The organism is Nocardia sp. NPDC058176, from assembly GCF_042883805.1.
Lineage (GTDB): Bacteria > Actinomycetota > Actinomycetes > Mycobacteriales > Mycobacteriaceae > Nocardia.
In genome coordinates, this window is sequence record NZ_JBHVVA010000001.1 from 2,490,893 (window position 1) to 2,504,225 (window position 13,333).

General features: G+C 69.7%; 10 protein-coding genes. All 10 read right to left on the reverse strand.

What is annotated here, in order from left to right; all coding sequences use genetic code 11:
* Positions 1 to 63 precede the first annotated feature (63 nt).
* Positions 64 to 840, reverse strand: a complete 777-nt coding sequence (locus ACFVVM_RS11610; RefSeq protein WP_387616317.1) for a tyrosine-protein phosphatase — start codon at positions 838 to 840, stop codon at positions 64 to 66.
* A 201-nt stretch (positions 841 to 1,041) separates the two neighbouring features.
* A complete protein-coding gene (locus ACFVVM_RS11615; RefSeq protein WP_387616319.1) occupies positions 1,042 to 3,084 on the reverse strand; it encodes an alpha/beta fold hydrolase in 2,043 nt (680 codons plus the stop codon).
* A gap of 3 nt (positions 3,085 to 3,087) precedes the next feature.
* Positions 3,088 to 5,268: an AMP-binding protein gene (locus ACFVVM_RS11620; protein ID WP_387616321.1), complete on the reverse strand. Its 2,181-nt coding sequence runs from the start codon at positions 5,266 to 5,268 to the stop codon at positions 3,088 to 3,090.
* An 8-nt stretch (positions 5,269 to 5,276) separates the two neighbouring features.
* Entirely contained in the window at positions 5,277 to 6,014 is a 738-nt protein-coding gene (locus ACFVVM_RS11625; protein WP_387616323.1) for a thioesterase II family protein, read from the reverse strand.
* The gene (locus tag ACFVVM_RS11630) at positions 6,011 to 7,261 is read right to left on the reverse strand and encodes a cytochrome P450 (RefSeq protein WP_387616325.1); all 1,251 of its coding nucleotides are present in this window, start codon (positions 7,259 to 7,261) and stop codon (positions 6,011 to 6,013) included. Before ACFVVM_RS11630 ends, ACFVVM_RS11625 begins: the two co-directional genes overlap by 4 nt.
* On the reverse strand, positions 7,258 to 8,151 hold the full coding sequence (locus ACFVVM_RS11635; RefSeq protein WP_387616327.1) for a class I SAM-dependent methyltransferase: 894 nt from the start codon (positions 8,149 to 8,151) through the stop codon (positions 7,258 to 7,260). Before ACFVVM_RS11635 ends, ACFVVM_RS11630 begins: the two co-directional genes overlap by 4 nt.
* 2 nt (positions 8,152 to 8,153) lie before the next feature.
* The gene (locus ACFVVM_RS11640) at positions 8,154 to 8,411 is read right to left on the reverse strand and encodes an acyl carrier protein (RefSeq protein ID WP_387616329.1); all 258 of its coding nucleotides are present in this window, start codon (positions 8,409 to 8,411) and stop codon (positions 8,154 to 8,156) included.
* A 12-nt stretch (positions 8,412 to 8,423) separates the two neighbouring features.
* Positions 8,424 to 9,320: an acyl-CoA desaturase gene (locus tag ACFVVM_RS11645; protein WP_387616331.1), complete on the reverse strand. Its 897-nt coding sequence runs from the start codon at positions 9,318 to 9,320 to the stop codon at positions 8,424 to 8,426.
* 222 nt (positions 9,321 to 9,542) lie between these two features.
* Positions 9,543 to 10,772 carry an MFS transporter gene (locus tag ACFVVM_RS11650; protein WP_387616333.1) on the reverse strand — a complete coding sequence of 410 codons (1,230 nt, stop codon included), beginning with the start codon at positions 10,770 to 10,772 and terminating at the stop codon, positions 9,543 to 9,545.
* Positions 10,750 to 13,311 (reverse strand): beta-ketoacyl synthase, encoded by a 2,562-nt coding sequence (locus ACFVVM_RS11655; RefSeq protein ID WP_387616335.1) that lies wholly within the window; start codon positions 13,309 to 13,311, stop codon positions 10,750 to 10,752. Before ACFVVM_RS11655 ends, ACFVVM_RS11650 begins: the two co-directional genes overlap by 23 nt.
* Positions 13,312 to 13,333 lie beyond the last annotated feature (22 nt).

Consider the following 13,333-nt stretch of genomic DNA (forward strand, 5'->3'; position numbering starts at 1 on the left):
ACTGTACCCGCTGAGCAGGTGTTTTACTCGGTGCGACACCCCAGGTCGGCCCGGTCGAGCGGATCAGCGCGGGGGCGTGAGCAGACTGTCGGCGAGGCGGTCCAGGGTGGCCCGGTCGAGTCCGGCGCGGGTCGCCCAGCCGAGAGCGCCGCCGTGTTCGGTGTCGAGGTGGGCCAGGAACCGGCGCATGGTCGAGGCGTCGGCGGCGAAGACCCAGGCGGGCAGCTGGTCGACGGCCACGCTGCCCGCACGGACGGTGCGGGAGCGGGCGCTGCGGGCGCGCAGGGCGGCGATGTTCGGGGTGGTGGCGGCGTAGTCGGCGACGATGTCGTCCGGCCGGACACCGACGAGGGCGAGGAGCAGGGCGATCACCACGCCGGTGCGGTCCTTGCCCGCGGCGCAGTGGACGAGCGCGGGGAGATGCTCGGCGGTGGCCAGCAGGTCCAGTGCGGCGGCGATGTTCGCGGAGCTGTGGTCGAGGTACTGCACGTACCGGTCGACGATGTTTCCCTCGGGCGAGACCGCGGCGAGGTCGAGCCGGACCCCGTCGGCGCCGTGGACGTGGGTGTTGTGGACGGTGACGCGGTCGGCCAGCAGACCGGATCCGTCGGTGGTGATCTCGCCGGGGGCGCGCAGATCGATGATCGTGCGAAGTCCGCAGTCGCCCAGCAGGAACGCCACGTCGTCGGCGTCCAGCTCGGTCAGCAGATCCGAGCGCAGCACCCGCAGGCGGCGCACCTGCCGCCCGTCCCCGGTCCGCAACCCACCCAGATCGCGCGCGTTCACCGCCCCGCGCAACGGCAGTTCCCGGCCCGTTGCCGAGCTCGCACCATCAGTCATCACAATCCCCGATCTCCCGCACCTGAACACAGTCCGATCGACGGTATTCGACGCCGGAGGCGCCATTTCCGAATTGCGCGCGAGCACCGCGGGTATCCGGATATTTCCGCAGGTCGGGAGTGTGACAGCGGTGATTCGATCGGAAATGGCAATGGCTGGATCGGATTGTCCGATACGAATTCGACCGGATTCGGCGCCGGGTCAGATCCTGGTGTGGTCGACCTCGGCCAGGAATTCCCGCAGCAGCGCGGTGACCGCGGCGGGTTGTTCGAGGCTGCTGGAATGCCCGCAGTCGGCGAGGGTGTGCAGCCGGGCCGACGGGATGAGATCCGCGATGCGTTCGGAGCGGGCCGGGGGCGTGGCGATGTCGTCGGCGCCGACTACCACCAGGGTCGGCATGGTGATGGCGGGGATCTCGTGATCCACCGGCAGGCGATCGGCCACACCGAGTACCGCCTGGCGCACCGCCCGCCGGTTCCGGCCGCGCAGGCGGGTGGCCCACTCCGCGAGGAGGTCCGCGTTGGCCGGGTCGGCGCGGAAGCGCGGGCCGAACATGTGCGGGGTGATCTTGTGCAGGATCGGGCCGCCGCCGAGCAGTCGCCAGGCCAGGGCGAGCCGCTTGTACTCGCCGATCTTGTCGGGTTCCTCGGCGGCGGCGCTGGTGTCGAGCAGGGTGAGTGAGCGCAGGAGCCGGCCGTGGCGGGCGGCGAGGCGCTGGCCGATGAATCCGCCCATGGACAGCCCGACCCAGTGCACCGGGCCGATCCCGAGTGTCCGGATCACGCCGACCGCGTCGCCGGTGAGGGTGTCCATGTCGTATCCGCCCGCGGTGGGCGGCGTGTCGCCCTGCCCGCGCCAGTCGAGGGTGACGCACCGGTAGTCGGCGCGCAGCGCACCGATCTGGGACCGGAACATCCAGCCGCCGAACAACAGTCCGTGTCCGAACACGATGGTCGGCGCGTCCGGTCGGGCCGCCGGTGCTCCGGTGTCGGTGTAGGCGATCGGTATCCCGTCGATGACGACAGTCGGCACGGCTACACCGTCACCGTCAGTGTCGACAGGCCGCGCAGGTTGATCCGGCCGTTCCAGGTCAGTGCGTCGACGGTGGCCTCCGGGAAGCGAGCCACGAAGCGCGGGAACACGATTCGGGCCTCCATCCGGACCAGCGCCGCCCCGAGGCAGTGGTGGATGCCCCGCGCCCAGCGCGACATTGCGATGGGCGGTGGGGCGATCGAGCCGCAATTCGTCGGCATCGGCGCCCCAGAATTCCGGATCACGATTGGCGGCGGCCAGTGCGCCGATCACCCAGCTCCCGGCGGGGATCTCGGCCTCGCCGATGGTCAACGGCGCCACGGTGATCCGGCGCATGAGGTGGACCGGGGTGTCGAAGCGCATCAGTTCGTCGACCGCGTTGGCGGCCAGTTCCGGCTCGGTCCGCAACCGGTGGGCCTGCTCGGGATGGCGCAGCAGCGAGAGGATTCCGCTGGCTAGGTGGGTCACCGTGGTCTCGTGCCCGGCGATGTAGAGGAACATCACCTGCGAGATCAGTTCGTCCTCGCTGAGCACATCGCCGTCGTGTTCGGCCTCGATCAGCGCCGTGAGCAGGTCGTCGCCGGGGTTGTCGCGCTTCCACCGGATCAGTTCGCGCACCATCGCGAACAGTTCCTGATTGGCCGCCCGGATCCGGGCCTGGGTCTCGGGACTGGCGAACGGCTCGAACACCAGCACGACGATCTCGGTGAGTTCGCGCAACCGGGTGTGGTCCCCCACCGGGATGCCGAGCAGCTCCGAGATGATCGTGAACGGCAGCGGGAAGGCGAGTTCGGCGACGACATCGGCCGTGCCCGCCGCGGCGATGCGCGCCAGCGCCTCCGCCACCAGCTCCTCGACCCGTGGCTGCAAGGCCTCGATCGACCGGGGTGTGAAGGCCTTCGACACCAGGCGCCGCAGGCGGGTGTGATCGGGCGGGTCCTGGTCGAGAATGGACAGCCCGCCCATCACCCGGCTCTCCTTGCGTACCTCGGCGCTGCCGCTCTTCCACGCGGGCAGGTGCCGCAGGTGCTGTTCGTCGACCGAGTGCGCCGAGCGTTGCAGGGCGGCCACGTCGGCGTGCCGGGAGACGAGCCAGAACCCGAGCGGGTGTTCCAGGGCGGGGCCCGCGGCGCGCAGCCGGGCGTAGTGCGGGTAGGGGTCCTCGGCGAAGCCGGGGGCGAACGGGTCGAAGACGTAGGCCGCGGTGCTCATCGACTACTCCTGTTTGCCGAGTGCCACATTGCGCATGGTGACCAGTGCGGTCGCGCTGAGGGTTTCGTCGTCACCGTCGACCGAGAAGACGTCGACCGCGGCGATCGTGATCAGCGCACCGGGCTTGACCACCCGGCCCCGGGCCACGACCGTCGGTCCTTTGGCCGGGGCCAGGATCTTGACGGTGTAGTCGATGGTCATGTTGACCCAGCCAGGCGGCAGCAGGGTGCCCGCTGCGGAGCCGCCGGCGAAGTCGGCCAGCGAACCGAGGACACCGCCCTGGAAGAAGCCGTTGTGCTGGGTGAGTTCGGTGCGGTAGGGCTGCACGATCTCGGCTTCACCGGGGGCGATCCAACCGAACGTGAAGCCGAGGTGTTTGGCGGCGGGCATGCTGAGCACGGCGCCCTGCACGGCCGCGGCGTAATCGGGGTTGGTCGCTTGCCAGGTCTGCATGTCTGTCGGCTCCTTCGGTGCGGGTTCGGTCGGTTGGTCGGTCGAGCGTGGCACCCAGGGCGCGAATCCGGCGTCGAGATAGCGGTTCCTGGCTGCCGCCCGCATGATCTTTCCGCTGCTGGTCCGGTGCACCTCGTCCGGCGCGGTCAGCACCACGTCCCCGATCGCGAGCTCGTGTTCGCGCAGCACCGCCGCGCGGATCGCGCCCGTGATGTCGGCGCTGTCGGTTCCGGTGTGGTCGCGCCGGACCTCCTGGACGACGACCAGTTTCTCGCCGTCTCGGCCGGGCACCGAGAACGCCGCGCCGCTGCCGGGCCGCAGCGCCGGGTGCGCGCGCTGCACGGTGTGTTCGATGTCGTGCGGGTAGTAGTTGCGGCCGCGGATGATGATCATGTCCTTGATCCGGCCGACGACATACAGTTCGCCGTCGACGAGCAGGCCGAGGTCGCCGGTGCGCAGGTAGACGCGCTCGGGGTCGTCGGCGCGGCGGGCGTGGAAGGTGGCGGCGGTGGCCTCGGGCCGTTCCCAATAGCCTTGGGCGACATGGTCACCCGCCACCCAGATCTCGCCGATGCGGTCCGGCGCGGACAGCTCGCGGGAATCCGGGTCGACGATGCGCAGATCCTCGCCCGGCAGCAGCTCCCCCACACCGACCAGCGTGCGCCCACGATCCACCGCCGCCGCGACGTAGCGGCGTTCGGCGAGCGCGTCGACATCGGCGTCGAGCAGGCGCGGACCGCGACCTTTCACACTGGCCGAAACCAGCAGGGTCGCCTCGGCGAGGCCATAGCAGGGATAGACCGCCTCGGCGCGGAAGCCCAGTGGCGCGAAGGTTTTCGTGAAGCGGGCCAGGGTGTCGGCGCGGATCGGTTCGGCGCCGTTGAAGGCCACCTGCCAGCTGCTCAGGTCGAGGTCGGGCAGGCCACCGGCCGTGGCGCGCGCGACGCAGGCGTCGAAGGCGAAGTTCGGGCCGCCGCTGGTGTGCACGCGGTACCGCGAGATGGCCTCGAGCCACAGCAGCGGGCGCCGGATGAAGGCCAGCGGCGACATCAGGACACTGGTCGCGCCCACGTAGACCGGTTGCAGCACATTGCCGATCAGGCCCTGATCGTGGAAGAACGGCGCCCAGCCGACCACCGTCGACTCGCGGTCGTGGCCGAAGCTGCGCCGGATCATCTCTTCATTGGCCACCAGGTTCCGGTGGGTCACCATGACACCCTTGGGCGCGGAGGTGGAGCCGGAGGTGTACTGCAGGAACGCGACCGAGTCCGGGTCGGGTGACTTCGACGTGAAACCGGTTTCCGCCGTGTGTAATTCGTCGACGGCGAGCCAGTGCTCAGCGGTGCACAGTGGTTCCAGCACCGGTCGCAGCAGCGGTAGCAGCGGCCCCACGGTGAGCACCGCCGTGGGCGTGCAGTCCCCGACGACGGCGCGGGTCGCCTCCTGCACCCGGTCGCGGCGCGGCGGGTTCACCGGCACGGCGATGATCCGCGCGTAGAGGCACCCGAAGTAGGCGATGACGAACTCGGCGCTCTGCCCGAACACCAGCAGCGCACGATCACCGGGCGCGCAGCGGTCGTGCAGCGTGCCTGCCACGGCGAGGGCCCGGTCGTGGAGTTCGCGGTAGGTCAGGGTGATGTTTTCGGCGCCGGTGTCGTCGAGGAAGCGGTAGGCGATCCGATCGGGCTCGTCGGCGGCGCGACGCCGGAGTATGTCGGTGAGCAGCTGCACGTCGGTCCTCAGTTCAGGGCGGCGGTCATGATCGCCGCGATGGCCTCGCGATGCCGGTGGTGGAACAGGTGGTCGCCGGGGTATTCGTGGATCGCGAAGGCGCCGTCGGTGAGTGCGGCCCAGGCGGCCACCTCGTCGGGGTCGGCGATCGGGTCCTCGGTGCCGTGGAACGCGGTGATCGGGCAGGCGAGCCGGGGCACCTGGTAGTGGGTGTATTCCTCGGAGAGCTCGAGGTCGGCCCTGGTCAGCGGGAGCGCGTAGCGCAGGAAACTGGCGCTGCGCCCGGCCGCGCCCCAGGCGCCCATCGCCGACAGGGCCTCGGCGAAGTCCGGGTCGGGCAGGCGGTGCAGGACCGCGCGGCTGGCCGCCAGGTGCGGTGCGCGGCGACCGGAGACGAACAGGTGCGCCGGTGGCCGGTGCGCGGCGGTCAGCGCGCGGGCCAGCTCGTAGGCGATCAGCGCGCCCATGCTGTGGCCGTAGAGGGCGACGGGCCCGGCACCGAAAGTGGTGCACTGCGTGACCAATTCGTCGACGGCCACGCCGACCCGTCGCAGTGGTTCCCGGTCGGCGACGTCCTCGCGCCCGGGAAGCTGGACCCTGACCACGCCGATCTTCGGCCCGAACAGGTCGAGCCAGCGGTTGAACGACGACGCCCCGGCGCCCGCGTGCGGAATACACAGCAGCCGTATCGGCGCTGCGTCCGTCTCGCCGCGCAACCAGGACCTGGTCAGCCCGATCCCGGTCATCGCACCGGCCGCAGTTCGACCGGAAGGCTTTTCAGGCCGCGGACGATGAAACTGTGGTCCTGCCAGGCGAGTTCGCCGTCGCGCGACACCGGGATCGCCGAATCCTGGAAGAGGTGTTCGAAGGCGACCTTGGCCTGTAGCTCGGCCAGCAGGCCGCCGAGGCAGCCGTGCATGCCGTGGCCGAAGGCGAGATGTCCACCGCCGGTGCGGGTGAGGTCGAACTCGTCGGGGCGGGCGAAGACGGCCGGATCGCGGTTGGCACCGCCGAGACACACCATGACCTGGTCGCCCGCGAAGATCCTGGCATCGTCGATCTCGACATCGCGGGTGGCCAGCCGCTTGGTCAGTTGCAGTGGGGAGTCGTAGCGCAGGGCCTCGACGACGGCCGCGTCGACCGTGTCGGGCTGCTCGCGCAGCAGGGCGGCCTGGTCGGGGTGGCGTAGCAGCGCCAGGGTGCCGTTGCCGATCAGCGATTTGGTGGTCTCGTTGCCCGCGACGAAGCACATGATGCAGACGAAGACCAGTTCCTCGTCGCTGAGCAGATCGCCGCCCGCGGTGCGCGCGGCGAGCAACTGGCTGATCAGGTCGGCACCGGGGTTCGCCTGCCGTTGGGCCAGCACGACATCGAGGGCCGCGGCGAACTCCTCGACCACCTCGCGGACCCGCTCGAAGTCCCCTGCCTTCATCAGACCGGGTTCGAGCAGGAACCGGATGTCGTGGGTCCACGGACCGACCCGCGCCCGCAACTCCCCTGGTAGATCCATCCACTCGCACAGCACCGCCACCGGCAGCGGCGCGGCCAGATCGGCGATGACATCGAGTCCGCCCGCCGCCCGGGCGGGCGCCATCAGGTCGCCGGCGATCCGGGTGACCAGCGGGCGCAGCGCGGCGACCGACTTGGCGGTGAACACCCGGTTCACCAGGCCGCGCAGGCGGGCGTGATCGGGATTGTCGGTGAACACCAGCGACTTTCGGCCGAGGCGTTCGATCCGGTCCACGTCGTCGTGGCCGAGCCGCTCGGCCTGCCTGCGCACCAGACTCGGAATCAGACCGGCACCGAAGGACCGGTCGTGCAGGACCCCGCGCACATCGGCGTGCCGGGTGAGCACCCACATGCCGAGCGTCCGGTGCACCGGTTCGGCCTCGCGCAACTGCCGGTAGACCGGATACGGGTCGTGGCGGAATTCGGCGCCGAACGGGTTGAACCGCACCCGCGGCCGGGCCTTGCCGGCCGAATGCACCGTCATGCGGACCGTCCCCCGGCGGAGGCGAAGAACCCGGAGTCGTAGGGCGCCAGCACGAGTCGCAGCAGCCCGATCTTGCCCATCCGGAAGCCGAGCGCCGAGAGTTTGAGGTAGCGCTCGTAGCGGGCGAGCACCTCGGCGCCGACGAGTTCGGTGGCCTCGGCACGGTGCGCGCGCAGCCTGCGGGCCCACTGTTCGCAGGTCCAGGCGTAGTCGAGGCGGCCATTGCTGATCGAGCGGACTTCGAACACGCCTTCGGCGGCGGCGGTGATCTCGGCCAGCGTCGGCAGGTCGGCGTCGGGGAAGATCTGCTGCTGCATGAAGGTACTGGCCTGGTCGCGGTCCATGTTGGCGTAGACGATGGTCTGCAACGACAGCACGCCGTCGGCGGTCAACCAGTCGCGGCAGCGGGTGAAGAACTCCCGGTACACGCGGATCTTCTCGGCGGGCGAGTCGTCGGGGCGGGCGAAGTGCTCGAAGGCGCCGATCGAGATGATGCCGTCGAAACGCCGGTTCGGCTCGTAGTGCAGCCAGTTCTCGGTGCGCACCTCGACACCGCGATAGTCGCGCGAACGCACGTAATCCGCCTGCTCGGGGCTCAGGGTGAGTCCGACGGACTCGGCGACGCCCAGCTGGGACAGTCGCTGCAGGATCGCGCCCCAGCCGCAGCCGATGTCGAGGACCGCCTCGGCCCGCTCGGCGCCGATCGCGTCGAGATGGTGGCGCAGTTTGCGGTCCTGGGCGAGTTCCAGTGTGTCGTCGGGGTTTTCGCGCAGCGCGCAGGAGTAGGTGAGGGAGGGGTCGAGCCAGAGCCGGTAGAAATCGTTGCCCGCGTCGTAGTGGTGCCGGATCGCGGCCGCGGCCGCCGTGGTCCGCGCGGTGTCGACGGCCATCGTCAACCCACGCTCGGGCGGCTCTGCGCGTGCAGGTAGGTGGCGACGGCGTCGAGATTCGGGTTCTCGAACAGGTCCTCGGGCGCCAGGTCGACGCCGTAGCGGTCCTCGACCTCGATCAGCAGTGCGACGGCGACGGCGGAGTCGATACCGAGCCGGTCGAAATCGGCGGTCGGATCGATGGTGGCGGCCGGGACCTCGAGCAGGCTCGCGAGGTATTCCTGGCACCAGGTGACAATGGCTTCTTTACTCGTGTCCACGATGAGAATTCCTCAGGCAGGACCGGCGGAACCGGCGCGGGCGGAAAGTCGTTTGGCCGCCATGCGTTCGGCGGAGGGCGTCTTGAGGTCCCAGGCGAGACCACAAACAGCCAGTGCTTTGATGAGCCAGAAACCGGGGTCGAGCCGATACCAGTCCAAACCGAAGGACGGCGACTCGGGAAACGCGTGATGATTGTTGTGCCAGGACTCCCCGAGCGTCGCCAGCGCGAACACGCCGCCGTTGTGACTGTTCTCGCGGGAATCGTAATTGCGGGTGCCGAACATGTGCAGGAAGGAATTGATCGCCCACACGATGTGCTCGAGCACGAAGATCCGGACCAGTCCGCCCCACAGCAGACCACTCACCGCACCGGTCCAGCTCATGGTGACCAGGCCGCCGATCACCGTCGGAATCAGCAGCCCCAGCGCCACCCACCAGTAGTACAGCCGGGCGATGCGGACCAGGGCATGGTCCTTGATCAGGTCGGGGGCGTAGTGCACCACGTTGGGGTATTCGTGGCGGCGCATCCACAGGAAATGCGAGTGGGCCAGGCCGCGCAGTGTGCCCCGCAGGCCACCGCCGGCCAGGTTGGGTGAGTGCGGGTCGCCTTCGCGGTCGCTGTATTCGTGGTGGCGCCGGTGCAGCGCGACCCAGGAGATCACCGGGCCCTGGCCCGCCATCGAGCCGACGACCGCCAGGATCCACGCGACCCACGGTGTCGCCTTGAAAGTGCGGTGCGTGAACAGGCGGTGATAGCCGACCGTCACACCGAGTCCGGTGACCAGCCACATGGCAAACAGCAGAACGAATTCGAGCAGGCCGAAAGGGCGAACGAACAGAAAGGCGAAGGCGACGACCGTGCCGATGATCGGCAGAATGTCGAACAGCAGGAAATGGCGTCGCTGCAAACGGTGAATGTAGGGACTACTGATCGTTTTCCTGCGCGGTCCGGGCTTGTCGGGATCCGGGAACGGATTCGTGTCCGGAGCGTTGTTTTCCATCATCACTCAACTACACCTTCGTCGGTACCGAGAACCGAGCGGGACAGCTGGACCCGCTCACCGTATCCACGCTCGCGTCGGCGCGGAAAGCACTGTCTGGATTGCCGATCGACGGATCGGAATCGCTTATCACGCCGACACCGCGTCGTCATCGACGGGCAATCGGTCCTGGGGGCGGGCTCGCTGTCGGTGGCGGATCAGCGACAGTGTCACGCTGAGCGCGGCGAAACCGGTGGCGAACATCCACAGGTCATCGGCACCGCGGATCGCGATGACCGCGCCGCCGATGGCCGAACCGAAGGCGGCGCCCAGATACATCGCCGATCCGTTGAGCGACAACAACATCGGTGCCTGCTCCGGGTCGGCATCGGCGATCATGCTGTGCTGCTGGGCGGGCAGGAACGCCCAGCCGACCACTCCCCAGATCACGACGAACACGACGGTGCTCGCCAGGGTGTGTGCCGCGAGCGGCTGCCAGGCCAGGTTGACGGTGAACGCCGTCAGACTGCCCAGCAGCACCGGCCGGGAACCGTAGCGGTCCACCAGCTGGCTCCCGCCCCACAGCCCGATCAGCGCGCCGACGCCGTGCGCCATGATCAGCGCGCCGACGTACCCCGCGCCGACGGCGGGTACGTCGGTGTAGATCGGGCCGACGTAGGTGAAGATCATCAATCCGGCCGTCATACCGGAGATCGTCACCGCGAGTCCGAGCCACACCGGTGCGTGGCGCAGCGGTGCCAGGCGCTGGCGCAGCGACACCACGGGAGTGTCGCTGCCCGCCGGAACCGTCAGTGCCACACCGACGGTCGCGATCAGCGCCACCACCGCGACGAAGACGAAGGCCATCCGCCACGACGACAGGTTGCTGACCCACACCCCGATCGGCACACTGGCGACCGTGGCGATCGAGATCCCGCCGAGCACGATCGCCAAGGCCCGTCCGCGCCGATCCGCGCCTGCCATGCTCGCCGCCGCGGCGCCCGCGAGCGGGACGTAGAGTCCCGCGACGCAGCCGGCGGCGATGCGCGCGATCGCCATCACCCACGGCGACCAGGCGGCCGCCGAGAGCAGGTTGACCGCGACGAACAGGGCGATCGCGGTCAGCAGCAACCGGCGCGGTGAACGCACCCGCAGCGCGGTGATGACGATCGGCGCGCCGAGGGCGTAGGCCAAGGAGTACCCGGTGACGAAGAGTCCGGCCGCGGCGACGGACACCTCCAGATCGGCTGCCATCGGGGCGAGCACCCCGGCGACGAGGTAGTGGTCGGTGCCCGCGCAGAACGCGCCGAGCGCGAGCACGAGCACCGGCAACCACCGCACCGAATGCCCTTCGGCATCACCAGGGTTCGGCGCCGGCATCGCGCAGCTCGATGGCGACATCGGTGAGCTCGTAGATCCGCATGCTCGGCTTCCACACGCTCGCGTCGCCGATCACCCGGATCCGGCCGGGGCGACGCTCGACGCTCTTGATGTGCACGTCCAGAGTCATCACCGCATCGCCGGACAGGATCTGCCCGCGATAGCGCCACGACAGCGGGACACCCACGGGGACGACGAATTCCGGTTCGGTCAGTTCGGCCGCGAGACCGGTGTCGACCGCCCACTCCTGCATGGCCTGCAGGACCGCTTCGACGCCGAGAGATCCGGGCATGACCGGGTCCATGAAGAAGTGGTAGCCGAAGAACCAGTCGTCGGGGCCTACCGGGCGCACCGCGCGCAGGTAGCCGTGGCCGTAGGTCCCGCCGCCGTCGACGACCTCGATGTCGTCGAGCATGGCCAGATGCCCGGTCGCGCAGGGCATTCCGGCGCCCGCGGCGCGGCGGGCGGCCACGTCGATCACCCGGACGGTGGGCCGCTGGGTCTGGCTGTCCAGCCACGGCGGCACGAATTCGCCGTTGTCGAGGCCGTTCTGGTTCGCCAGCGCGCGGGCGTTGAAGAACCCGAACAGCGACTCGCCGGCGTAGAACGGTTCGCCGTCGACGGCGAGTTCGTAGGCGAAGGTCTGCAGCACCGCGCCGGTCAGCACGGTGGTGTCGAGCAGGCGGCTGGTCTGCTGGATCGTCTTGTCGCGCAGGTCGACTTCGCGCAGCACCGTGGCGGTGCCGTCGAGATTGCGCAGGCTGTAGTCCTCGGCGGGCGCGGTGAGGGTGGCGCCGAGGAAATAGCCGAGCAGCAGCGCCGACTGCAGCGAGGTCTCCATGTACACGACATTGGGCATGGAGGCGTTCGCCGATTCGGCGTAGTACCAGGAGTCGGCGGGTGAGTCGTATTCGGTGTGCCCGATGCCGCCCGTCAGATTCCCGCGTTCGCCCTCGACAGCCATCACCCGATCGCACAGCTGGAGACCGTGATTGGGCATCCGGGTGGCGCGGCGGCCGGTGTAGGCCGAGAATTCCGGGCCGAGCGCGATGCCGAGATCACCGCGCGCGCTGTGCGTCATGTGGAATTCGCCGAGCAGTGCGCGCTGTCCGAAGATGTTGCGGCGCCCGAAGAATCGGGGGATCACGCCACCGTCCGCGGGCCCGACCGGCAGCCCCGGCACTTCCCTGATCTCGAGCGTCAGCCCGTAGACGCGGGCCACAACCACTCCCCCGCTGCGGATTTCGGCATTGATCCGCAGCCAGGGACGCGGCAGCAGGTCGATCTGGACCACTTCGGCGACCAGTTCGGCCGGACCGGTCACCGGTGCGGACAGGTGCAGTTCGAATGCCTCGCCGGCCTGGAACCGTGCGCCGGCCAGGCACAGGTGCTGCCCGGCGCGCAGCGACAGGACCTGTGCTGCCTGCCAGGCGATCTCGGTCACCGAGGTGGCGAGATCGGGACCGTCGATCCGGCAGGTCGCCGCCAGCCGGCCCCGCGCCCACTGCCCACCGCGCCCTTCGACGTCGAGGACCTCGACCAGGGAACCGTGGACGCCCTCGGTCAGCCGGATCTCGGGGTTGACGCCCTCCTGGTCGTAGGCCCGGCCGAACACCGCCGCGATCTCGCCGCGGACCAATGCGGCGAGGGCCGAACCGTCCACCGTGGTGATCGGGGTGCGGGCCAGCATCTTGAACGCGTTCATGGTGGTCGCCGGTGCGGGTAGGTCGACCGTCACCGGATGGCCGGGGACCGCCTCGACCGTGAGGCCGGACTCCGCGGTGTAGTCGATTGTGGCCGTGAGGATCTGCTCGGCCGCGTCCGCCGACCTGGCCGTTGTCGAGGGCTCGGGCGTCGTCGTGGACCCAGCCGTTGACGTGCGCCAGGGGGTGGCCGAGGACTCGGCCGTCGTCGTGGATCTCGGCGTCGTCGACTCAGGCGTCGCCAAGGACTCGCCCGTTGGCGTGAGCCCGGGCGTCGCCGAGGGCTCGGGCGTCGTCGCGAACCCGGGCGTTGTCACGAACCCAGGCGTTGCAGAGGACGTAGGTGGTGTCGCCGAGGACGCGACCGTTGGCGTGAGCCAGGGCGTTGCCGAAGAAGTGGGCGACGTTGAGGACCCTGCCGTTGGTGTGAGCCAGGGCGTTGTCGGGGACTCGGGGGTTGTCGTAGGTCTGGGCGTTGTCGCGGGCCTGTGCGATGGCACGCCCAGGCCGAGCGCGTCGAGGGCCTGCCGTTGCCACGCGGTGTGGACCGCGATCGCGGACAGGTGTGCGGCGACGAGTTCGGAGCGGACCTCGTGCACCAGTTGGGAAATCGGGTCACCGCCGTGCTGTGCGGGTTGTGGCGCGGGGGCTCGCACGGCTGCGGGGGCGGCGGCGCGGGTGGTCGTCGCCGTGGGCAGCTCCCCCGGGTTGGGGGCGGGTGGGGTGGTCGACCGGGTTGCCGGGACCGGGCGGGTGTCCGGTTCCAGGGCCAGTGACCAGGCGAGGACGTCGAACGGCTCGCCGTCGAAGTCGAGGGCATCCAGTGGGGTGGTCATCGGATCTCCGTTTCTGACATCG